The sequence below is a fragment of the Ruminococcus turbiniformis genome, from assembly GCF_020687545.1.
Lineage (GTDB): Bacteria > Bacillota > Clostridia > Lachnospirales > Lachnospiraceae > Mediterraneibacter > Mediterraneibacter turbiniformis.
Genome location: NZ_JAJEQX010000005.1, coordinates 39,730 through 61,823, shown reverse-complemented (window position 1 = coordinate 61,823; position 22,094 = coordinate 39,730). Strand labels below are relative to the sequence as shown.

Annotated in this window: 25 protein-coding genes and 2 pseudogenes; 12 read left to right on the top strand and 15 right to left on the bottom strand. The window is 50.3% G+C overall.

From position 1 onward, the window contains the following. The first annotated feature begins 147 nt into the window (after positions 1 to 147). Positions 148 to 846, top strand: coding sequence for a phage tail tape measure protein (locus LKD70_RS04215; RefSeq protein WP_227706789.1), 699 nt, complete (start codon positions 148 to 150; stop codon positions 844 to 846). Here the strand turns inward: LKD70_RS04215 and LKD70_RS04210 are convergent. Continuing rightward, on the bottom strand, positions 827 to 1,351 hold the full coding sequence (locus tag LKD70_RS04210) for a terminase (protein WP_227706869.1): 525 nt from the start codon (positions 1,349 to 1,351) through the stop codon (positions 827 to 829). The two genes, LKD70_RS04215 and LKD70_RS04210, sit on opposite strands and share 20 nt — an antisense overlap. A 103-nt stretch (positions 1,352 to 1,454) precedes the next feature. Between LKD70_RS04210 and LKD70_RS04205 the strand changes: the two genes are divergently transcribed. Both LKD70_RS04205 and LKD70_RS04200 read left to right on the top strand, forming a co-directional pair. Further along, on the top strand, positions 1,455 to 1,697 hold the full coding sequence (locus LKD70_RS04205) for a type II toxin-antitoxin system Phd/YefM family antitoxin (protein WP_087166540.1): 243 nt from the start codon (positions 1,455 to 1,457) through the stop codon (positions 1,695 to 1,697). After that, positions 1,694 to 1,849 (top strand): annotated as a pseudogene (locus LKD70_RS04200) (Fic family protein); the annotation flags it as partial. The gene LKD70_RS04205 and the pseudogene LKD70_RS04200, both read left to right, overlap by 4 nt. Positions 1,850 to 1,883: 34 nt before the next feature. On the opposite strand, the gene LKD70_RS04195 reads toward LKD70_RS04200, so the two are convergent. From LKD70_RS04195 to LKD70_RS04180, 4 genes are all read right to left on the bottom strand, one after another. Next, entirely contained in the window at positions 1,884 to 2,267 is a 384-nt protein-coding gene (locus LKD70_RS04195; protein WP_227706788.1) for an HNH endonuclease, read from the bottom strand. A gap of 119 nt (positions 2,268 to 2,386) precedes the next feature. Continuing rightward, positions 2,387 to 2,650 (bottom strand): hypothetical protein, encoded by a 264-nt coding sequence (locus LKD70_RS04190; protein ID WP_227706787.1) that lies wholly within the window; start codon positions 2,648 to 2,650, stop codon positions 2,387 to 2,389. A 49-nt stretch (positions 2,651 to 2,699) separates the two neighbouring features. Continuing rightward, the gene (locus LKD70_RS04185; RefSeq protein ID WP_227706786.1) at positions 2,700 to 3,770 is read right to left on the bottom strand and encodes a DEAD/DEAH box helicase; all 1,071 of its coding nucleotides are present in this window, start codon (positions 3,768 to 3,770) and stop codon (positions 2,700 to 2,702) included. Then, entirely contained in the window at positions 3,767 to 3,955 is a 189-nt protein-coding gene (locus LKD70_RS04180) for a hypothetical protein (RefSeq protein ID WP_227706785.1), read from the bottom strand. The genes LKD70_RS04185 and LKD70_RS04180 overlap by 4 nt, the downstream gene beginning before the upstream one ends. 32 nt (positions 3,956 to 3,987) lie before the next feature. Between LKD70_RS04180 and LKD70_RS04175 the strand changes: the two genes are divergently transcribed. Then, positions 3,988 to 4,236: a hypothetical protein gene (locus LKD70_RS04175; protein WP_227706784.1), complete on the top strand. Its 249-nt coding sequence runs from the start codon at positions 3,988 to 3,990 to the stop codon at positions 4,234 to 4,236. Between the two features lie 28 nt (positions 4,237 to 4,264). On the opposite strand, the gene LKD70_RS04170 is transcribed toward LKD70_RS04175, so the two are convergent. Together LKD70_RS04170 and LKD70_RS04165 are read right to left on the bottom strand one after the other, a co-directional pair. Further along, positions 4,265 to 4,864, bottom strand: coding sequence for a cytidylate kinase-like family protein (locus LKD70_RS04170; RefSeq protein WP_227706783.1), 600 nt, complete (start codon positions 4,862 to 4,864; stop codon positions 4,265 to 4,267). A 62-nt stretch (positions 4,865 to 4,926) separates the two neighbouring features. Next, on the bottom strand, positions 4,927 to 6,252 hold the full coding sequence (locus LKD70_RS04165) for an MATE family efflux transporter (RefSeq protein WP_227706782.1): 1,326 nt from the start codon (positions 6,250 to 6,252) through the stop codon (positions 4,927 to 4,929). Between the two features lie 190 nt (positions 6,253 to 6,442). Here LKD70_RS04165 and LKD70_RS04160 point away from each other — a divergent pair, with 190 nt between their 5' ends. From LKD70_RS04160 to LKD70_RS04145, 4 genes are all read left to right on the top strand, one after another. Then, positions 6,443 to 6,598, top strand: a complete 156-nt coding sequence (locus tag LKD70_RS04160; RefSeq protein WP_227706781.1) for a hypothetical protein — start codon at positions 6,443 to 6,445, stop codon at positions 6,596 to 6,598. A 162-nt stretch (positions 6,599 to 6,760) separates the two neighbouring features. Further along, positions 6,761 to 8,092: a 2-hydroxyacyl-CoA dehydratase subunit D gene (locus LKD70_RS04155; protein WP_227706780.1), complete on the top strand. Its 1,332-nt coding sequence runs from the start codon at positions 6,761 to 6,763 to the stop codon at positions 8,090 to 8,092. After that, positions 8,086 to 9,837, top strand: a complete 1,752-nt coding sequence (locus LKD70_RS04150; RefSeq protein WP_227706779.1) for an acyl-CoA dehydratase activase — start codon at positions 8,086 to 8,088, stop codon at positions 9,835 to 9,837. The genes LKD70_RS04155 and LKD70_RS04150 overlap by 7 nt, the downstream gene beginning before the upstream one ends. 68 nt (positions 9,838 to 9,905) lie before the next feature. After that, on the top strand, positions 9,906 to 10,826 hold the full coding sequence (locus LKD70_RS04145; RefSeq protein ID WP_227706778.1) for a TylF/MycF/NovP-related O-methyltransferase: 921 nt from the start codon (positions 9,906 to 9,908) through the stop codon (positions 10,824 to 10,826). Here the strand turns inward: LKD70_RS04145 and LKD70_RS04140 are convergent. Then, the gene (locus LKD70_RS04140; RefSeq protein WP_227706777.1) at positions 10,798 to 10,998 is read right to left on the bottom strand and encodes a helix-turn-helix domain-containing protein; all 201 of its coding nucleotides are present in this window, start codon (positions 10,996 to 10,998) and stop codon (positions 10,798 to 10,800) included. The genes LKD70_RS04145 and LKD70_RS04140 overlap by 29 nt on opposite strands. A 69-nt stretch (positions 10,999 to 11,067) precedes the next feature. Beyond that, the gene (locus LKD70_RS04135; RefSeq protein ID WP_227706776.1) at positions 11,068 to 11,631 is read right to left on the bottom strand and encodes a TetR/AcrR family transcriptional regulator; all 564 of its coding nucleotides are present in this window, start codon (positions 11,629 to 11,631) and stop codon (positions 11,068 to 11,070) included. Between the two features lie 196 nt (positions 11,632 to 11,827). Between LKD70_RS04135 and LKD70_RS04130 the strand changes: the two genes are divergently transcribed. After that, positions 11,828 to 13,723 carry a heavy metal translocating P-type ATPase gene (locus LKD70_RS04130; RefSeq protein ID WP_227706775.1) on the top strand — a complete coding sequence of 632 codons (1,896 nt, stop codon included), beginning with the start codon at positions 11,828 to 11,830 and terminating at the stop codon, positions 13,721 to 13,723. A 34-nt stretch (positions 13,724 to 13,757) separates the two neighbouring features. On the opposite strand, the gene LKD70_RS04125 is transcribed toward LKD70_RS04130, so the two are convergent. The 6 genes and pseudogenes from LKD70_RS04125 to ytvI form a co-directional block, all read right to left on the bottom strand. Then, complete coding sequence (locus LKD70_RS04125) at positions 13,758 to 14,387, bottom strand: TetR family transcriptional regulator (RefSeq protein WP_227706774.1); 630 nt, start codon at positions 14,385 to 14,387, stop codon at positions 13,758 to 13,760. Between the two features lie 7 nt (positions 14,388 to 14,394). After that, positions 14,395 to 14,862 carry a flavodoxin gene (locus LKD70_RS04120; protein WP_227706773.1) on the bottom strand — a complete coding sequence of 156 codons (468 nt, stop codon included), beginning with the start codon at positions 14,860 to 14,862 and terminating at the stop codon, positions 14,395 to 14,397. Then, positions 14,859 to 15,674 (bottom strand): annotated as a pseudogene (locus LKD70_RS04115) (iron-containing alcohol dehydrogenase); the annotation flags it as partial. The gene LKD70_RS04120 and the pseudogene LKD70_RS04115, both read right to left, overlap by 4 nt. Further along, on the bottom strand, positions 15,611 to 15,766 hold the full coding sequence (locus LKD70_RS18715) for a hypothetical protein (protein WP_407690903.1): 156 nt from the start codon (positions 15,764 to 15,766) through the stop codon (positions 15,611 to 15,613). The gene LKD70_RS18715 and the pseudogene LKD70_RS04115, both read right to left, overlap by 64 nt. A gap of 233 nt (positions 15,767 to 15,999) precedes the next feature. Further along, on the bottom strand, positions 16,000 to 16,443 hold the full coding sequence (locus tag LKD70_RS04110; protein WP_227706772.1) for an Rrf2 family transcriptional regulator: 444 nt from the start codon (positions 16,441 to 16,443) through the stop codon (positions 16,000 to 16,002). Positions 16,444 to 16,550: 107 nt separating this feature from the next. Next, positions 16,551 to 17,636, bottom strand: a complete 1,086-nt coding sequence (gene ytvI, locus LKD70_RS04105; protein ID WP_227706771.1) for a sporulation integral membrane protein YtvI — start codon at positions 17,634 to 17,636, stop codon at positions 16,551 to 16,553. Between the two features lie 232 nt (positions 17,637 to 17,868). Here ytvI and LKD70_RS04100 point away from each other — a divergent pair, with 232 nt between their 5' ends. The 3 genes from LKD70_RS04100 (at position 17,869) to LKD70_RS04090 (ending at position 22,091) form a co-directional block, all read left to right on the top strand. Then, on the top strand, positions 17,869 to 18,486 hold the full coding sequence (locus LKD70_RS04100; protein WP_227706770.1) for a TetR/AcrR family transcriptional regulator: 618 nt from the start codon (positions 17,869 to 17,871) through the stop codon (positions 18,484 to 18,486). A 78-nt stretch (positions 18,487 to 18,564) separates the two neighbouring features. Further along, a complete protein-coding gene (locus LKD70_RS04095; RefSeq protein ID WP_456115008.1) occupies positions 18,565 to 20,346 on the top strand; it encodes an ABC transporter ATP-binding protein in 1,782 nt (593 codons plus the stop codon). Next, positions 20,343 to 22,091 (top strand): ABC transporter ATP-binding protein, encoded by a 1,749-nt coding sequence (locus tag LKD70_RS04090; protein ID WP_227706768.1) that lies wholly within the window; start codon positions 20,343 to 20,345, stop codon positions 22,089 to 22,091. The genes LKD70_RS04095 and LKD70_RS04090 overlap by 4 nt, the downstream gene beginning before the upstream one ends. Positions 22,092 to 22,094: the final 3 nt, after the last annotated feature.

The window sequence follows — 22,094 nt, the reverse complement described above, 5'->3', positions numbered from 1 at the left end:
CCAGACTCACTGAAATGAGGTGAACCAATCATGATGACAAAAGAAGAAATGCCGGCATGCCCGGTGGCAACTACCGTCCAGCTTATCGGAAGCAAATGGAAACAAACCTGAAATTCATCACTTCCCTGACTTCCGTGGGCGAGACCTATGACAGCGTGGCAGGCTCTGGTTCCGTTGGGAGAAAAGATCGTGGAACTGGCCAATGTGGTGCTGCCGCCTCTGGTGGCGATCATCACCGCGGTGAGCGAGGTCTTTGGGATGCTTCCGGAGCCGGTGCAGAACTTTGTAATTATCCTGGGTGCATTGTTGGTGGCTTTTACGGCATTGGTGCCGATCATTGCAGCTCTTGCAGTGTCCTTTGGGGCACTGAATATTTCCCTGCTTCCCATCATCGGAATCATTGCTGCGGTGGCTGCGGCGATTGCGATGATCATCGCTGTGGTGAAAAACTGGGGAGCAATTACCGAGTGGTTCGGGCAGCTGTGGGAAACCGTATCCGCCAAGCTGATGGAGCTTTGGGACAAGGTGGTGGTCTTCTTTACGGAGACAATCTCTGCGGCAGCTCAGAAATTCGTGGATTTCTTCTCCGCTATCCCTCAGTGGTGGAGCAATCTGTGGTCGCAGATATCCGCATTTTTCGTCAATATCTGGAACAATATCAAAAATACAGCGCCGCAGGTCTGGAACGCCATCAAGCAGACGGCGGTCAATGCGGCGAACGGGCTGAAGCAGGGAGTTCAGAATATCTTCTCGGCACTGTCCCAGTTCATTTCCCAGATCCGCCATCTTGTCCGGATGGCTCGAATTTACCTTTTCAAACATATCGTTATCCTTTCCTCGCTCTGAGCAGACGCTCCATCAAATCATCCTGGGGAGAGACTTCCCCGTAATCCGTGCTGCAGTTTTCCTTGACAATCTGGAAAATCTCATTCCAGAGCCGCACCGCCTGGTTCATATAGTTGATGCCGATGTTGATAAACGGCGATGGGATCGGCTTCTGGGTGATAGGGTGCTTGGAGAGGAAGCCCATGCGGTTGGTCATTTCCTCGCACTGAATCCAGCGAGCGCTGCACATGGCGTACCGCTCTAAAAGCTGTGGGGACACCTTTGCGGCACAGCCGATCTTCTTCAGCCACTCCCAGGTTTCTTTGTAGATTTCCTCCGCCTGGAGCGTACTTCCGTCACGCTGCTCTGCAGAGAGAAACTCATGGGGCTTTGGCATATCAACACCCTCGACTTCGGGAATGTCCAGAACTTCCAGTCTTCGTCCGCCTGGATTGCCGTTCTCGGCCTTCTCCTTGACGGCAGACTTTTTCCTTCCCGCACCCGTTCCCGTGGGACAGAGCCGCAGAGATTTTGACCGCCCCTCCCGTCACAAAAATGCAAGAAATAGGTTGAATTTCTCCTATTTTCGGATATAATAAAAGTAACGAAAGCAACGAGGAGGTTTTCCTATGAACATTAATACAAACAATCTGGTTTCCATTACGGAAGCAAACCAGAACTTCTCCAAGGTCGCTCGCCTTGTTGATGAGAGCGGCGCAGTAGTCATCCTGAAAAACAACGTTCCACGCTATCTGGTTATGGAATTTTCATCAGCTGAACAGGAGCAGCTTGCTGCTGATGAAGATGTCATGTCTATTTCCCGCCGCTTGATTGAGAAGAACCGTCAGGCCTATGAGGTGCTTGCCAAATGATACGACTAACCAAATCACAGGTACTTCTTATCCATGACCAGCTGATTGCCGAAACTGGCGGCTCATCCGGTCTGCGTGATGAGGGAATGCTCGATTCTGCACTAAGCGCGCCGTTCCAGACATTTGGCGGAGAAGATGTATATCCATCACTGCAACAAAAAGCTGCGAGACTCTGCTTTGGTCTTGTTAAAAGCCACCCCTTTGTGGGCGGCTTTTGCCATGCCACCTGTCACCACGCTTCGCATGGATTTTTGCGTGGCACGAAGAACAAAGAGACATCAGGTTCCCATCGCTGTGGTCACCTCCTTCTGCTAACGGCTTAATATGATGCACCTGCTCCGCCTCGGTAAGTCTGCCTTCCTCCAGACACTTCTCACAAAGAGGGTGTGCATGCATGAACCTGTCTCTGATTCGTTTCCACGCTCTTCCGTACCTTTGTTTGGTTTCCGGATTCCTGTCGTACTTCTCGTAGCGTTTGGCCTCCAGCTTCTCATGTTCCTCGCAAAACCTCCCGTCCGTAAGCCGGGGACAGCCGGGGTGGGAACAGGGCCGCTTTGGTTTCCTTGGCATCGGCTCACCTCCCTTTGGGCATACAAAAAGCCCTGCAGGATTTCTCCCGCAAGGCTTTGCCCACATCTTCACGATATCAGTATAGCATGAGTAAGCAGGAACATCATCCGCGATATTACTCACGCCTTTCCAAACAGCAGGATCACCAGGTGGCTCAGCGCCCTGTTCTTTTTGTTATAAGCAGAGGAGCGCTCCTCACCGGCCTGCGGATTGTGGGCATGGGGCATGCCGTCCCATCTTGGGCTGCCTGTGCTGCTCATCCGATCCCGCTCTGCCTTGATCTCCTCAGCCGTGTGGCTGATGATAAACTGCATGCTGCTGTAGTCCTTGATGGCGGCGATGGTAGCCGACCTCTTATCCAGATACTTCCACATAATGCTCATGGCTCTTACCTCCGATATTTTTTATTTCTCGGATTGCCATTAGATTGACTCAGATTGTCAGATGCGCCTTGACTGCGGCGATCAGGTTTTGCTGCGTGGTGTCTTTATGCTCCAGTGCCTTCAAGACATCCTCATCCACAGTGTCACGGCAGACGATATGGTGCGCTGTCACCACCTCCTTCTGTCCCTGCCGCCAAAGCCTGGCATTGGTCTGCTGATACATTTCCAGCGACCAGATCATGGAAAACCAGATCAGGATATGGCCGCCTCTCTGGATGTTCAGCCCATGTCCGGCTCCGGCAGGGGAGATCAGCCCAACCTGGATATGTCCGGCATTCCACTCAGAAATATCTGCCTCCGTTTTGATATCCCTTGGCTGGTATCCCTTTTCTGTCAAAAACTCCAGAATCCGGCTGCGGTCATGCTGATACCAGTACGCCACCAGAACATTCTGGCCATTGGCCTGCTCAATCAGGTCTTCCAGCATCGGAAGCTTCTGCCTATGCACCGGGATGACCTCCCGGCTGTCACTGTAGATGGCTCCGTTTGCCATCTGCAGAAGCTTCCCGGAAAGCACCGCCGCATTTGCGGCATCAATGTTTTCCCCGTCCACTTCCACCAGAAGCTCCTTCTTTAATTCCTCATACAGCTTCCGCTCCTGGGGCTCCATATCCACCCGGTGCACCACCGGCACAAACTTTGGCATGTCCAGATAGTCCAGTGCCTTCATGGACACGGAAATGTCGGAGATTTTATGGTAGATGCGCTCCTCCGCACCCGGCAGCGGCACATAACTGTACACCACACCGGTATAGGGATTCATGCCGTCCGCCTTAAAATAAGCTTCCCGGTATCTGCCGATGAACCGTCCCAGCCGCTCCCCATTGTCAATGAGATAGGTCTCCGCCCACAGATACATCAGACCGCCTCCGGCAGGTGTGCCGGTCAGGCCCACCATGCGCCTGATCTTAGGCCTTACCTTCCGCAAAGCTTTCCACCTCTGGCTGCTGTGGTTCTTAAAGGACGAAAGCTCATCGATCACCACCATGTCAAAGGGCCAGGGGATGCGCCTCTTCTCCAGATAATCCACCAGCCACTTGATATTCTCCCGGTTGATCACGTACACATCCGCCGGAGATCCAGCATATGGAATGCGAACATATCGGATTTATCCACTTTGTTTCCGCTGACACATCCTGTGCGATCCGCTTTTTTCAGCATTGCCTCATCCACGATATTTACTGTCAGCGCCCGTGTTTCCCTGATTCCCTGATCGGTGTAATGGGGCTTCGCAAGGCTGACCATGATCCGGAGTCACATCCACAGTCTCCCGTATCATGATCTATGTAAACCAGCCCAAATATGCCAACAGCGCAATTCCTGCCGGATATTACGCAGAAGCCTGCGGAAACGGCGGGCTGGAAGATGCGGACACCATTTACCGCAGGCTGTTTCAGTTTATCGAAGAAAACAATTACCAAATCAGAGGAAATTCCTGTGAGGAGCGTCTGATCGACGAGGTTGGAAGTTCGGAAAAAGAAGGACAGATTCTGCGGGTAAGAATACCCGTATCAAACCTGCCCTGATTGTTCCTTATGATTTGTCCGCGGCTTTTCAGAAGAGCTTTGACATCACCGGCACGATCTCTTTGATCTTCGTGCGCGACGTGTTGATGCACAGATCAAAGTTAAGCCGGTCGCCCCATTTGTGCCCGGTGTAAAATTCATAATACTTTGCGCGCTTCCTGTCGATCCCGAGGATATGCTGCTTCAGCTCTTTGTCCGTCATCTTCTCCTCTTCCGGGGCTTTTTCACGGCATCGTTTCATCCTGCTCTCCAGATCCGCATAGATGAAAACGCGGAACGGCTCGTATTCTTTTAAAATGTAATCCGCGCACCGTCCTACAATCACGCAGTCTGACTTCTGTGCCATCTCGGTGATGATCCGGGACTGTTCCTGATACACTGTCATGCTCTGGTCAAAGACCGGCATGGCTGTCGGATAGAAACTCCTCCCTACATGAATGGGGAAGGAGATCTGCGGCTTGTGCTCCACGATAGACCGCACATACTGTTCGGACATCTCTGTCCTCTTCGCGATCTCACTTATGATCTCCTGATCGTAATAGGCAATCCCCAGCGTCTCAGAGAGCCGTCTGCCAAACTCACGTCCCCCGCTTCCGAACTCACGCCCGATTGTGATGATCCTGTTCATGCTCATCCCTTCCTTTCTTCGCTAATGCATTCTTATTAAATGTATTCTTATCAGTTTACAAATCAATTCATAAGCTGATTTGTACACTTTTTCATATTATAAGCAACATAAACAGCAACAACCACTTCTGTGATCGGAACTGCAAACCAGATCATATTTCCTCCCAGTACGGCCGGAAGCAGATAGATCAGAATACCGCTGATCACAAGCCCTCTCGCAACGGATGCGACAAAGGATATCCTCGGCTTCATCAGCGCCTGGAAGTAATAGGTCGAAAATACGTTAAACGGCAGGAACAGAAAGGCGATGGCATACGACCGGATGATCGCCGGCGCAATGCTCAATACTTCCTCCGTAGGCGCCATAAAGACCCGGATAAACCCGTTCGGAACCAGCATGGCGGCTGCTGTCCACACAATGCTGAAAAACGCTGCTGTCCCAAGCGCATATTTCAGCGTCTCGCGGATACGTCCGCCCTTGCCTGCGCCGAAATTCGTGGAGATAATCGGCTGTGACGCCTGCCCCACACTGTACGCGCAGCACTGGACAAATGTACTGATATTTACAATAACTCCGTAGACGGCCAGTTCGTTCGTCCCGAGATAAATCACAATCTGACGGTTGAAAAGAATCGTCAGAATTCCCATTGCCACATCAATGAAAAAGGTAGAGAATCCGGTCACCGTAATCTCTTTTAACTTGCCCGGCAGGTTTTCCGGCTTTACAAGTCTCAGCGTGTTCTTCTTCATGAAGAAATGAGACAGCATCACCAGGAAACTTAAAGCGGAGCCGATCGCCGTCGCAAGTCCCGCGCCGAACGCTCCCATATCACATGTAAATACGAAGAAATAATCCCCGAATATGTTGAATATTCCGCCCGTCAGCACGGCTCCTGTGGCCAGCGCCGGATTTCCGTCATTTCTCAGATATGCGGCAAGCATCTGATTGAAAAGGAAACACGGGATCGCGGCCTTGATCGGACGTACATACTCTCTCGCCAGTGTCAGCGTATTATCCTGCGCTCCGAACACAAGAAGAAGCTGTCTGTCGAAAAAGATAATGACCAGCCAGATGACCAGCGCCAGAATAATCGCCCCGATCACGGACGATGTAAAATATTCGTTTGACTTTTTGATATCCCCGTCCGCCTTTCCGCGGATTGTGCTGAACAAAACAGAGCCTCCAATTCCCATCAGAAGCCCGAGGCTGTATATGATGTTCCAGACCGGCGCCACCACCGCCAGGGCTGCCGAGCCTTCGGGCCCGTGGTACTGACCTACCATCGCAATATCCACGATGGAATAGATCGAAGTAATCAGGGCACTGCCGAATGCCGCTGAAAGGTATTTGAAGTAGATTGTTTTGATTTTGCCATTCAGAAAATCCATGCTCTCATCCTCCGATACTTTTTGCCGGAACTATTCCCGGCTGTTTCTGTGATAACACAGCACTGAATAGTATACTCTGTATAGTAAGGGGACAGTCAAGAGAAAAAGCATATTTTTTACTGACATCTGCCGTATGCGTATGCTATAATGCGTACAAAGCATTGCATATATCCAAGCGGAGGCGAAGGAAATGAGTATTTTTGAATATAATCAGGAGCGTCATATGATGCAGGAGCGCGCAGTCGCATTAAAAATGATCCGCCAGGGGTATACCGACGAACAGATTATTGCTTTATGCGAGATCAGTCCGGAAGAAATCACCGAATACAGAAAATCCATCCTGTAAAGGCAGGACACTGCCTGACAGCAGAATCAAAGGATACAGGCAGTACGGGAAGCCGCAGCGCCAAAAGGCAGCGGCTTCCCGTATTTTTTTCACAAAACCTTGACTTCTTCTCTCATCGCGGTAAAATAAATTCCATGTGCAGATTTAAGGAGGCAGCAGTACATGTGGATTGCAGACAAATATATCGATTACGTGAAAAAACAGACTGTGGAGAACCCCGGTGAAACCTGGAATCAGATCCTTCTCGGCTTCAAGGCAAACAAGTTCCGCATGAAGCTGATCCCGGGCAAAGGACTCTCAAAAGGATATCAGAAGCTTGAGTCCATGATGATGTCTTTTGTGGCTGACTCACTGGCGCGCCCGGACAGTTATGTCTGGGGAAATATTTTCTCGCCCTGTGAACTCATCGGATGCTTCGGGCTTAACACGCTCTCCATCGAATGTCTTTCCTGCTATTTCAGCGGATATCATCTGGAAGATTTTTTCATAGACTATGCGCAGAATGAGGGAATTGCTCCCACCTTATGCTCCTACCACAAGACATTTGTCGGAGCGATCGACAGCGGCGCCGTGCCCGTCCCCCGTTATGCGGTCACAACGTCTCTCTCCTGCGACGGAAACCTCAATACGTTCCGCTATCTGGAGAAGAAAAAAGGAGTTCCCTTTACTTTTCTCGACGTCCCATACCGGGATGATGACGCCTCGGTCGATTACCTGGCAGATCAGTTAAAAGCGTTTGCCCGGGAGCTTGAGAGCCGCTTCGGCGTGCCCTTCGACGAGGAAAGGCTGAGGGAATCTATCCGGATTGAAAATGAGACGCGGAAGGAACTGATGCATTTTTTCCGTCTGCAGAGTGAACGGTACTACCCCGGCGAACTCATCAGCCACCTTTATATGATGATGGGAATGCATCTGCTCATCGGAACCCGGGAGTTTTTAGACCTGATCCGCTTCATGGTAAAGGACATTCAGACATACCCGAAATTCGAGGGAAAGAAAATCCTCTGGATTCACCTGCTTCCCTTTTACCAGGAGACGCTTAAGAGCTATTTTAACTCAAATGAGAACTATCAGATCATAGCAAGCGACATCATCATCGACTCCATGGAGAAGCTGGACGAGTCAAGACCCTTCCACGCCCTTGCAGGGAAGATTATCCGCAACCTGTACAACGGTTCCTACTCCCACAAGGCGGAGATGGTCAGCCACCTTGCAAAGACGCTTCACCCGGACGCGGTCATCCAGTTCTGCCACTGGGGCTGCAAGCAGTCTTCCGGCGGCAGTGTACTGCTGAAAGAAAAGCTCACAGAACTGGATATTCCCATGCTGATCCTGGACGGGGACGGCATCGACCGGCGCAACAGCCACGACGGACAGATCAAGACCCGTCTGGAAGCATTTCTTGAGATGCTTAAAAACGGGGAAGCAGGCGGGCTTACCGAATACGCGGCGGAAAATGATACTTCAGAGAGGAAAGAGAAAAAGGCATGCTAGGATATATATGCAAATACGCGCCTGTGGAAGTGTTTGAATCCATGGGTACAGAAATGAAACGGATCGAGCCGGACGTGACGAATTTTAACCAGGCGGAAATCCGGATGCACCCGAACATGTGCAGTTTTGCCAAAGGGGTGCTGGAAGAAATGATGAGCAGAGACTACGAAGGCATCATCCTGACGACATGCTGCGACAGCATCCGCCGGGTGTATGACGTTCTCAGAGAAGAATTTCCCGACCGGTTCATCTATATGCTGGATACGCCCCGCATCACAAAGGAAGCCGGAGTGATACTCTACGCACAGCGGATCCGCGATATGATCCGCGAGTACGAACACTGGAGAGAAGACGCACGTTCCGCCTCAGGCCAGACCGAAGATCTCCCTTCCGGTCAGAACAGCGGCTCTCTTACTTTCAGCGGGGAGACTTTTACCCGGTTCAATGAAAAGACTTTTGCCCGGTATCTCCGCAAGAAAGATGCCGAAGATCCTTGCTCCGTAAAGAGCGGAGCACTCAACATCGGAATCATCGGCGCGCGGGCAAACGACAGCATCAAGGCCATCCTGAAAGAAAACGGAGCAAACGCCGCCTTTGACCTGACCTGCACGGGCGTCGGAAGAAAGCTTCTCCTTGATGAAAAGGACGTTATGGGCGGATATGTGAGAGGGCTTTTAAGCCAGTTTCCCTGTATGCGGATGGAGCAGGCTTCCAACCGTGACGAGCTCATCCGGCGTTTCGCAGACAGTGTGGATGGGGTCATCTACCACACGGTGCAGTTCTGCGACAACTATTCCTATGAATACGCATGGGTGAAAGAATGGCTTCAAAAGCCCATGCTTCTGCTTGAAACCGACTACACCCGGCAGAGCGGCGGACAGGTAAGAACAAGGATCGAGGCCTTTCTCGAATCACTCTCCGCACAGACACGCCGGCCGAAAATACAGAAAAAAGGAGACAGTACAATGTATGTGATGGGAATCGACAGCGGATCCACATCGACCAATGCGGTCATTATGGACCAGGACAGAAAGATACGCGCTTTCTCCGTCGTCCGCACGGGCGCAAAGTCCGGAGTCAGCGCGGATAAAGTGCTCTCGGACGTGCTTGAGAAAGCAGGACTTAAAAGAGAGGATATCTCCTGGATCGTCTCCACCGGCTACGGCCGTGTGAGCATTGATTTTGCCGACGAAAACGTCACCGAGATCAGCTGCCACGGCAAGGGAGCCCACTATTTCAATCCGAAGATCCGCACAATTCTTGACATCGGCGGCCAGGACAGCAAGGCGATCCGCTTAAATGAAAACGGCGAGGTAAAGGACTTCGTCATGAACGACAAATGCGCCGCAGGCACCGGGCGCTTCCTTGAGATGATCGCCCGCACGCTGGAAGTGTCCCTTGACGATCTGGGCGCCATTGCCCTGACGTCTCAGGAAAAGATCGAGATCACAAGCATGTGCTCCGTCTTCGCCGAGTCCGAGGTGATCTCCCTTATCGCGAACAACAAGGAGAAGGCCGACATCGCAGACGGCGTATGCCACGCCATTGCGTCAAAGGCGTCCGGCCTTCTCAAAAGAGTCGGAATGGAACCGGAGTTTATGATGACCGGAGGCGTTGCGAAAAATCCGGGTGTTGTCCGTGCTGTTGAGGAAAAGATCGGCTCGAAACTGTATATATGCGAGGAACCCGAGATCGTGGGCGCGGCGGGAGCCGCCCTTTACGCCCTGGAAAAATGTGCAATGTAGGAAATGTGAAACGCAGGAAATGTTTTATGGATAACAGAAATAATTTTATAGATATAGGAAACAAATTAATGAATATCAAAAATAATTTTTCAGATAACAGGATTGATTCCGCGGACAACAGAGAAGGGCTTGCCATTCTCGGAGCCGGGCAGTTCGGTGAAGCCTGTCTCAATCTGATTAACCAGTCATGTACAAAAGTGCTTGCATTCGGAGACAACAGCCCCTCTCTCCAGGGAACGGCCATCCGAAACATCCCTGTTCTTTCTGTGGAGCAGGCCGTGGCAAAAAATCCCTGTATAATCCTCATCGCAGTAAAAGGGACTGACCGTGCGCAGTCATTAAAAAAGCAGGCGGCAGAGGCGGGATTCCACGGAAGTTTTCTCCTGCTTGATGATCTTATGAACCGGTTTGATATCCGCAAAGCCTCGGTTATACGCATGGCGGAAAGAATAAAAGAGCTGGACATTCCCGGCGACATTGCGGAGCTTGGCGTCTTCCGCGGAGAACTCTCCCGTGAGCTTAACGCTCTTTTTCCGAACCGAACTCTGCATCTGTTTGATACCTTCGAGGGATTTGACTCCCGGGACATAGACAGAGAAAAGGCCGGAGGTTTCTCTATGGCCCGGGAAAACGACTTCTCCGACACAAGTATGGAAGCAGTGGAGAAAAGGATGCCCTTTCCTGAAACTGTCAGATTTCATAAAGGATACTTTCCTGAGACGGCAGAGGGCCTTGAGAATTGTCGCTTTTCCCTTGTCAGCCTGGACGCGGATCTGTATGCCCCCACTCTGGCCGGAATTGAATTTTTCTATCCACGGCTTTTAAGCGGCGGCATGATCGTACTGCACGACTACAACAGCAGGAGATTTCGTGGCGCAAAAAGGGCTGTGGAAGCCTATGAAGCCGCACACGGCCCGCTGCTTCTTGTGCCGTTAAGCGATCTCCACGGTTCAGCGGTGATTATCCGGACAGATTCCCGGATCTTGTAAAACAAATGTCCGGCCGGACCAGCCCGTTCTTTTTCATCTTCGCCAGCTCTCTTGCAACCGTCACCCTGTGTACGCCTGAGAGCATGGCGATTTTCTCCCGGGATATTTTCACGCAGATACGCGTCATCCCGTTTTCTTTCTCGCCGTAAACCGCAGCCATCTCAATAAGCACATTGCAGATCTTCGCCGATACTTCCCTGATCCCGGACAGATATTCCTGTCATAATCCCGCTTCGGGAAGCTATATAATCGGTTCGATGACAGCGCGGAAATACCGGTCTAATTCTTCCGGCGTTTTTTTCATATGCCCCTTTATCCACCACAATACCATTTCGACAAAGCTGCCCGAGATATGATTCACTAAAAAATCCTGTGGTATATCCATATTGATTTTTCTGTTTTGATTTACAAACTGGCTTCGAATCAGCTCATTTAAACTATCTTTAAAGTACCGAAGAAAAAGCCCGCTGCTTTCACAGGACAGCAATTCGAGGATATTATTTTCGTCTTCCTGCAGATGCTGAAGCAAATGACAGAATACAGACTCCGGCGCATTTTTGTCAGAATATAATCCGTGAGTGTGGGCGCTGTCCTTTGCGCTGCTGATAATATGGCCGAAAAGTTCTTCGCATAGGGCCTTCAACAGATCATCTTTTGTTTCAAAGTGAGCATAGAATGTTGTCCGTCCGACATTTGCCTTATCAATGATATCCTGTACCGTAATTTTGCTATAACTTTTTTCTGCCAAAAGCGTACTAAACGCATTAAAAATAGCCGCCCTTGTTTTCCGCTGTCTTCTGTCCATAATAACTCCTTCCGTACAATTTCTAAAAAGTGTTCCGTAAAGAACACGGGACCGATATTATCCGTTGAATAATAATTCTCCGCTGACTACAATAAAAGAGAACAAAATGTTTGTTATCAAACTCATTGTATGGCACGCTCAGACGAGTGTCAAGAATGAAGCCGTTTGAAATGCCTTGCAGATTGGAGGAACCATTATGTTAAAGAAACTTGAGTGTTTTCTGGCCGGACTTCCCATGACGATCGTGGCCGGTGTATTCCTTCTGCTTGATCTAGTCCCGCATCTGATGGAAGAATTTAGCGGTACACCGGTGCAGCTTTCCTTTCTGCCATTTGACCCGGCATGGGTAACTGTCGTGATCAGCGGTATTCCTCTTTTGTATCTGGCGATATGGCGGATAATCCACAATACGGGTATCAGCAAAATATCTTCGGCCCTCCTGATCTGTATTGCCATGTTTGCCGCTATTGCGATCGGAGATTTGTTTGCGGCGGGAGAAGTCGTGTTTATCATGGCGATCGGCGCGCTTTTAGAGGAAGCTACGACAAACCGGGCGAAAAAGGGCCTCAAAAATCTGATCAGCCTCGCGCCGTCAAAGGGACGCAGACTAAAGGACGGAAAAGAAGAAATGATACCGGCAGAGGAAATCCGGCAGGGAGATATCCTGCGCATCCTTCCCGGTGAAACAATCCCGGTTGACGGAACAATCATCAGCGGTGAAACCTCGGTTGACCAGTCGATTATGACAGGAGAATCTCTGCCGGTTGACAAGGGCGTGGGGGAAGATGTGTTCTGCGGAACTATCAACCGCTTTGGTTCGATTGATATTTCGGCGACAAAGGTAGGAGAAAACAGTTCTCTGCAAAAGCTGATCCGCATGGTGCAGGACGCAGAGAACAAACAGGCACCTATGCAGAGAATCGCCGACAGGGTGGCAAGCTGGCTGGTTCCTGCCGCTCTTCTTATCGCAGTTTCAGCCTATGTATTCAGCGGAAATATCGTCACCGCTGTAACTGTATTGGTTGTGTTCTGCCCATGTGCCCTTGTATTGGCAACGCCTACCGCTATTATGGCGGCAATCGGCCAGGCCACAAAGCACGGCGTGATCATCAAGTCCGGCGAAGCCCTTGAAAAAATGGGAAAAGTGGATATGATTGCTTTTGACAAAACCGGCACTTTGACCTATGGCCGTTTAGATGTCAGCGATACGATTTCTTTTGATGAAACAATCAGTGAAACGGACCTGCTCTCTCTGGCCGCTTCTGCTGAAGCTAAGAGCGAACACCCGCTGGGGAAGGCGATTGCAGCGTATGCAAAGGAAAAAGAAGTACCGGTGATGGAAACAACTGCTTTCAGAATGACAACCGGAAAAGGCGTTTTTGCGGAGACTGACAATCGCAGCCTGCTTTGCGGCAATGAAAAATTCCTCATTGAAAACGGAGTTTCGATTAACAGCACGGTCAGATCCGCATTGGAGCGGCTTCGCACACAGGGGAAAGCATCCATTCTTGTAGCGGAGAGCCAGAAATGTATCGGTGTTATTGCGCTTTCTGATGTGCTCCGCCCCGAAGTAAAAGACATGGTATCCCGCCTTTCAGATATGCACACCCGTACTGTTTTACTTACCGGCGACCATAATAAAACAGCCGCTTATTTTGCGCAGCAGGCTGGTATCTCCGAAATCCGGGCAGAATTGCTGCCGGAAGAAAAAGTGCGGAGCATTGAGAAACTGCAGGCAGAAAATCACACGGTCTGCATGATTGGCGACGGCGTCAACGACGCTCCGGCGCTGAAAACGGCTGATGTAAGCGTAGCCATGGGAAGCATGGGAAGCGACATTGCCGTTGATGCCGCAGAGATTGCGCTTATGAGCGATGATATTTCAAAAATTCCGTATTTGAAGCGCCTGTCTGACGCAGCAGTCAGGACAATCAAAACAAGCATTACTCTGTCCATGTGTATTAACTTTGCAGCGATCGTGCTGTCACTCATGGAAATATTGACACCCACTACCGGGGCACTGGTGCATAATGCAGGCTCCTGTTTCGTTGTGCCGATTGCTGCGCTGCTTTATGACAGGAAATTTGAATAATTTTGGTTTCGGCACGGGACCGATCCCGCTGGCGCTATAAAAAGGATTTCAGCAGTCTGAGCAGGAAGGGCTTTGTCAGTTCATAAATGGTGCAGTCACCCCCCTTTACGCCCGCCTGTCTCATCGCTTCCAACTGCTTTTCCGTATGGGAAGTATACGGATGTACCCCAAACAAAAAGGGGAAAAAGGCGTAAAGGAACTCCTTTCTGTCTTCCTCTGTCATGGAAGGGAAAAACTTTTCCAGACACTTATCCAACGTCTCAGAGGCTTCTGCATAAGATTTCTTAAAATCCACCAGGTTTTCTATCCGGCTGTTTACTTCCATGTCGTAAATGTTCATGGACATCAGTTTCAGCATACAGCTGCGCTTCTCCAGAATCCGGGCCAAAACCTCCGCAAATGCCTCCGCTTCCATGGCAGTATTCTGATGTATCATTTCATCCATGTCTGCAATCCACGCATCATGTTCCTGTTTCAGAAGCGACAGAAAGATTTCTTCCTTTGTCTGAAAATAGTTATAGATCGATGTCCTGGTAAAAGAAGTCTTTTCCCCGATATCCCGGAGGGTGATATCCTTAAAACTCATGGTTTCATAGAGAGCGGCGCAGGCATTTACGATTTCTTCTTTTCTCGCGTTCGTTAATTCTTCAGAACCCTTTGGCATAACCGCCTCACACTCCCAGGACAGACTTTGCCCATGCTCCTGCCCCGCTGTTTACTAATTTCCCCTGCTTCCAGTCTGCCTTCGGGCAGTGTTCACGCATACTTTTCTCCGCTCCGCCGATACCGCTTCCCCCGGACGTTGCAAAGGGGATCACAGTCTTGCCGGAGAAATCATAGCTTTCCAGGAAGGTATCCACAATTCTCGGCTCTACATACCACCAGATGGGGAAACCGATCAGAACAGTATCATACTGCTCCATATTTTCTACTGCTCCCGCAATCTCCGGACGGCAGGCAGGATCATTCATTTCCGCTGTACTGCGGCTCTTCTTGTCTGTCCAGTCCAGATCCGCAGCCGTATAGGGCTGTGCCGGAAGGATCTCATATAAATCAGCTCCCGCCGCCTCTGCAATCTCTTTTGCCGTATGTGCCGTTGTCCCACTGGCAGAAAAATAAGCCACTAATGTCTTTTTCATTTCAAACTCTCCTTTAAAATCTTAACAATTTCATCGTGTTCCAGAACTTTATACCCTCCGGGCAGGATAATCGTACCGTCTGCTATGCCTTCCAGCATATCCTCTGTAGCTCCCAGGTCAGAAATGTTCATTACCAGCCCCAGTTCCTTCATCCATGCTTCCATGGCATTCAGTCCTTCCCCGGCAATCTGCTCATCGGTTTTGCCCTCCGGATCTACATCCCACACATTCACGGCAAACCGTTTAAACTTCTGCACACCGTAAGGAAGGATATAACGGTAGTAGGGGAGTGAGACAGCCGCCAGCGTCATGCCGTGTGTTGCGTTGGTATATGCTCCTACTGACTGGCCGATCATGTGTACCATCCAATCCGTAGATTTTCCACGGGAAACCAAGGTGTTCAGAGCCCAGGTTGCCGCCCACATCAGATTGCTCCTTGCCTCATAATCCTGAGAATCTTTGTTGGCGATCCGGCTGGCATGAATGACAGAACGCATCAGACCTTCGCTGATATAGTCGCTGGTATTGTCATCCTCACCGGAGAAATACTGCTCGCAGATGTGGTTAAAAATGTCATAGATTCCTGATACCATCTGGTAATGGGGCAGAGTCAGCGTATACTTCGGATTTAAGACGGCAAATTTCGGCATGATCTTTTCGTCCGCAAATACATGACCGATTTTCTGATGGGTGTGGGGATTCGTTATCACTGCTCCGGCGTTCATCTCCGATCCGGTTCCGGCCATGGTCAGGACACAGCCCACCGGAATTGTCTCGCAGGAAGGCTCCTCAAAGCGCAGATAATATTTTTCCCGTATTTGGGAAGTTCCGTGTTCAGATAGTTCAGAGATTCATCGCCAAAATACAGTTTCGTAGGGTTGCAGAATGAAAAACTGCCTAACATAATAAAAACCTCCTTTTTTTGATTCGTATTGTTTTTCGGTTTCAAATCTGTATTCAAGTTCCTGCTGACACAGTGTCAGCACATTTAATATAACGCTATTCTGACACTGTGTCAATATATTTTTCCTGTTCGCCATGTAAAATGTTATGTCAACCGTATTGTCTCCTTGTACACTGAATTCGAAATCAGAGAAGGCATCCCGGATATCATATACCGGAATGCCTTCTCTGATTTTATGACTCTTCCTTACGGATACATTCTGTCACATCGCTCATCACATCCTCAAGTGTGATGGCTTTCAGTTCTCTCTCCATGGCTTCCTGTACGCGGTACAGCTTGTCGTCCAGGGCATGGTGAATATTCCTTCCAACCGGGCACGCCGGGTTCGGATTCTCGTGAAAATGAAACAGCGAGTTTCCCCCGATGCACTCCACTGCACGGTACACATCGAGAAGAGGAATCTCTCCCGGTGACTTTTTAAGAGCCGCCCCGCCGGTCCCACGCTTCACTTCGATCAGTCCGGCGTCCTTTAGCTGAGAGAGAATCCTCCGGATAATAACCGGATTTACATTGATACTGGACGCCAGGAATTCGCTCGTTATTTTATACTCATCTTTAAACACTTCCATACATGTCATCATATGTATGGCAATGGTGAATCTGCTTGAAATCTGCACGGTCCCATCCTCCTTTGGGTTTCATTTTACCCGAACGGAGTTGTAATGTCAACCGTTACATTCCCGTTTTCCTGTCAGCTCTCCGGACGGATTATGCAGTTCTTTCTTTACACTTGTTCTTCCCTGTTTCCGAAGATATGTATCGCCCCGTTTTTCTCCATATTCACAAAGATTACGACGGCCATCGGGAACAGGATCAGTCCGGGCAGTCCGAACAGGCTCACCCCGGTAAACATGGCGATCAGAGTGATCAGCGGATGAAGGCCGATCTGTTTTCCCACGATCTTCGGCTCCACAGAATTTCTCACCACCGTGATGACAATATACAGAATCAGGATTCCCGCTGCCAGAGGATAATTTCCTATGAGCGCCAGAATAACAGCCCACGGCAGAAGGATTCCCCCTGTTCCAAGAACCGGCAGGATATCAAACACGGCAATCCCCAGGGCCAGCGGCACCGGATATGGGATCTGCAGTATAAAAAATCCGATCGTCAGCTCTGTAAATGTCAGAAGGAACAGAAGCGAATAGGACTTTATATAGACTTTCAGCATGTTCAGCCCGTATTTCTTAATATCGCTGCACGTCTTCTTCACCTTTACCGGGAGATGTTTCCATACTGTTTCCATGATTCTGTCATAGTCAGAAGCAATATAGAAGGAAGTGACAACCGTAATCACAATCCGGATCAGCATCGCCGGAATTCCGGCAATATATTCTGACACGGCACTCAAAAGATTTACTGACAGCGTGGAAACCATCTGCCCGATATTCTGAACAAACTGATGCAGGCTGTCCTCGATCTGTCCAGCCACAAACGGGTCTGTTCCGGAAAGCATATCGCTGATCTCTTCAAGAACATAGTTCAGGAAAGGAGCGATATCCAACTGGTACATTCTCGGAAGACTGATGACAAAATTTCTTACCATGGAAAACGTCTTCCCGCCTCCCAGAAATACCCCGCCGAAAACCACCGCATAAACAAGAATAAGCAGCAGAACGGACATATACCTCTTCGGAAGGCGGATCAGCTTCGACAGTTTTACCGCCGGCTTCTGAAGCAGAAACGCCAGAATAAATGCTATGATAAACGGCATCACTACCGGGAGCAGATATTTTCCTGCAAGGAACAGCAGGATAATAAAAAATCCGTAGTAGCCGATGTTAATTAAAAATGCTCTTTTTTTCTCCATAACCCCTCCGCCGGGACAATATCTGATATTTACCTTTTCAGGCATCTAGTATATTATAGCGCCCTGCGGCAAAATCTTCTATCATTATTTGAAGATTAAGCACTTTTTTTATACAGGGGCATCCCTCATTCTGCTTTTTGACTCGGATTTTTATAAGCACACACCTATTGACAAATGTCATTCCGCACCATATAATAACATTGTTATATGACACTGTTATATGGAGGATACTATGGAGGAAAAATCATCTGTCACATTGGAAAATATTTTACATGCTGCCATGGAAGAATTTTCTGACAAGGGCTTTCTCGGTGCTTCCCTTCGTCAGATCGTAAAAAAGGCCGGCGTGACAACCGGCGCCTTTTATGGCTATTTTTCCAGTAAAGAGGCTCTATTTAACGCTATTGTGGAGCCTCATGCCGCTGCCCTCATGGGGAAGTTTATGGCGGCCCAGACCTCCTTTGCCGAGCTCCCTGAAGAACAGCAGCCGGACCACATGGGGGTGGAATCCGCGGACTGCGTCCACTGGATGGTGGAATACATCTGTCAGCACCGGGAACCGGTAAAACTGCTGCTGTGCCGGTCAGAGGGCACCAGCTATGAGCATTTTGTTCACAACATGGTCGAGGTGGAGGTAGAATACACGATGAAATATATGGAAGTTCTCCGCCGCCTTGGACATGATATTCCGGACCTGGATGAGCAGATGTGTCATATCATTGCCAGCGGGATGTTTAACGGGGTATTTGAAATCGTAGTACACGATATGCCAAGGAACAGGGCCCTGCGCTATGTGGATCAGCTGCGGGATTTTTACACAGCCGGATGGCTGAAATTAATGGGGCAATAACCCCCATCTTTTTTGCGTGATAGTTAGTTTCATCTAACTTCATGATAAATTTCTTAAGCAAAAGGAGGTATTCTTTTGATGCAAAAAAAGCAAAGCAGCCTGTCCCGCATTCTAAGTTATGCAGGCGGGCACAAAAATCTCACTCTGCTGGGCTGCATCCTCTCCGCCCTGTCTGCGGTACTGGGGCTGGTTCCTTATGTGTGCGTCTGGCTGGCGGCAAGAAATGTACTGGAAGCCTGGCCCGGTCTTGACGGGGGCTCCGGTCTGGCACACTGGGGCTGGACGGCGGTATGGACCGCCATCGGCAGTATCGCCCTGTATTTCGCGGCGCTCATGTCTACTCATATCGCTGCTTTCCGTACCGCCCGGAACATCCGGCATACTGCCATGGCCCACGTACAGAAACTGCCTCTGGGATTCTTTACGGGGAATCAGACAGGACGGCTAAGGAAACTTATTGATGACAACGCCGGACTTACGGAAGATCTGCTGGCTCACAAGCTTCCTGACCTGGCGGGGACCGTGGTCACGCCGGTTGCTGCCATCGTGATGCTTTTTCTCTTTGACTGGAAAATGGGGCTTCTATGCCTGCTCACCATGGTTCTTGCGCTTCTCTCCATGTGCCTGATGATGGGAGGAAAGAATGCGGGTTTTTTCCATCGGTACCAGAAGGAAATCGAGCGCATGAGCGGTGAGGCGGTGGAATATGTCCGGGGCATCCCCGTTGTAAAGATGTTCCAGCAGACCGTCTACTCCTTCAAGGCTTTTTATAACGCCATCAAAGATTACAGCGATCTGGCCAGCCAGTATGCCATGAGCTGCCGCGTGGGGCAGACCTGTTTCCTGACTTTTATCAACGGAGCCTTTGCCCTGCTGATTCCGGCGGCACTGCTGCTGTCCTCCGGCGGGAATATACGCACAGTGCTTGTCAACTTTATTTTCTACGCCCTGTTTGCTCCCGCCTGCGGCCAGATGATCAACCGGATCATGTATATGAGCGAAGCTGTCATGGAAGCGGACGAAGCCGTAGGGCGTCTGGATGAAATCCTCGGCCAGAAGCCCATGGAAGAACCAGAAGTACAGAAACATCCGGTAAATGCCTCCGTATCCTTTAACCATGTGACCTTTACTTATCCAGGCTCGGACCGGCCTGCTCTGTCCGATGTGTCATTTTCTGTCCGCCCTGGCCGGATAACGGCGCTGGTGGGCCCGTCCGGAGGCGGCAAAACTACAGCCGCCAGCCTGATTCCCCGCTTCTGGGATACAGACAGCGGAACCGTCGCAATCGGCGGAATCAATGTCCGGGAAATGAATACAGAAAATCTTATGAGACAGGTAGCCTTTGTCTTTCAGGATACCCGTCTGTTTAAGGAGAGCCTTCTTGAAAATATCCGGGCCGCCAGACCGGAGGCTTCCAGAGATGAGGTTCTGTCTGCCGCCCGCGCTGCACAGTGTGATGACATTCTCGAAAAACTGCCGCAGGGTCTGGATACCGTGGTTGGGACGAAAGGCATTTATCTCTCCGGCGGTGAACAGCAGCGGATTGCTCTGGCGCGTGCCATCCTGAAAGACGCCCCCATCGTAGTGCTGGATGAGGCAACCGCTTTTGCCGACCCGGAAAATGAACATCAGATTCAGAAAGCATTTGAAGCGCTGATAAAGGACAAAACCGTATTGATGATTGCCCACAGGCTGTCTACCGTACAGAACGCGGATTCTATCATTGTCCTGAGCGGCGGGAAGGTCATCGAACAGGGCAGTCACGAAAGCCTGCTTGCACTGCACGGTGTTTATGCCTCCATGTGGGAGGATTACCAGCGCAGCGCCCAGTGGAAGGTTGGAAAGGAGGAAGATGTATGACAAAAAAATTACAGCACTTATTTGCGCTCAGTGAAAAAGGAGCAAAAGATCTGATAAAAGCAGTGTTATGGTGCTTTGTGTGCAATTTAAGCCTGATGCTTCCGGTGGGAGCCGTCCTGTTTACAGCGCAGCATCTTTTGGATTCCATGGAAAACGGGAACGATCCTGTGGATGGTTTCTGGATTTATGCAGGCTTTGGCGCGGCTGTCCTGATCCTGCTGTTCATTCTTCACTGGTTCCAGTACGCTTCGCTCTATCTGGCAACTTATAAGGAGAGCGCCAACCGCCGGGTAAGCCTCGCAGAAACTCTGCGCCGGCTGCCATTGAGTTTTTTCGGAAACCGGGATCTGAGCGACCTGACCTCCACCATGATTGCGGACTGTTCCAGCCTGGATCAGATGTTTTCCCACTATGTACCACAGTTGTTCGCATCCATTTTCTCCACTCTTGTGATTGGCATCGTCATGTTCTTTTGCGACTGGCGGATGGCGCTGTCCGTACTGTGGGTAGTGCCGGTGGCGGTTCTGCTCACGGCAGGGAGCAAAAAAATTCAGGATTCCTTCGGTACAAAAAATATTTTAAACAAGCGCGCGGTAGCCGACTGCATCCAGGAGGGACTGGAAACCATACGGGATATCAAGGCATGCGGCCGGCAGGAAACATACATGGAAAAACTGGATGAAAAGCTGGCTGCCATGGAGAAGGGCTCCATCCGCTCAGAACTGGCAACCGGCGTGTTTGTATGCTCCGCACAGGCCTTCCTTCGCCTTGGTCTGGCCACTACTGTTCTGACCGGAGGAGCGCTTCTGGCAGCCGGAGAACTTTCTTTCCTTTATTTTCTGGGATTCCTCTTTGCCGCCGCAAGACTTTATGACCCCCTGGGGCTGGTACTGCAGAATATTGCCGCCACCTTTAATACGAAACTGCAGATCGAACGGATGCGTTCCATTTTGGAACAGCCAATACAGGAGGGCACAAAAGAGTTTACACCTGATAACTACAACATCGCCTTTGATCATGTGTCCTTCGCCTACAGGGAAGGGGACGGTGTACTGGAGGATGTAAGCTTTACCGCCAGACAGGGAGAAGTGACCGCCCTCATCGGCCCCTCCGGAGGCGGAAAATCCACTGCGTGTAAATTAGCTGCCCGTTTTTGGGATGTTACCGGGGGAAAAGTGACCCTTGGAGGCGCAGATGTGTCCGGTGTAGAACCGGAGACACTGTTAAAATACTATTCCATGGTTTTCCAGGATGTGGTTCTGTTCCGGGATACGGTAATGGAAAATATCCGTCTTGGACGCCGGGAAGCTGCGGATGAGGAAGTCATCGCTGCAGCTAAAGCCGCCCGGTGTGATGAATTTATCAGAAAGCTCCCGCAGGGCTATCAGACCGTGATCGGAGAAAACGGCTCCACCCTCTCCGGCGGTGAACGCCAGCGGATTTCCATCGCCCGTGCCCTGCTGAAAGACGCACCTGTGATCCTCCTGGATGAAGCAACCGCCAGCCTGGATGTGGAGAACGAAAGTGCTGTTCAGGAAGCTCTCTCCCGCCTGCTTCAAGGCAAGACAGTGCTGGTTATCGCTCACAGAATGCGTACTGTAGCCGGTGCCGACCATATCGTGGTACTGCAGGACGGCCATGTGGTCCAGCAGGGTACTCCGGAAGAACTGATGGAACAAGGCGGTCTTTACCGGCGTATGGTTGAACTTCAAAGCGAAACATCACAGTGGAAGCTGGAGATGTAACAG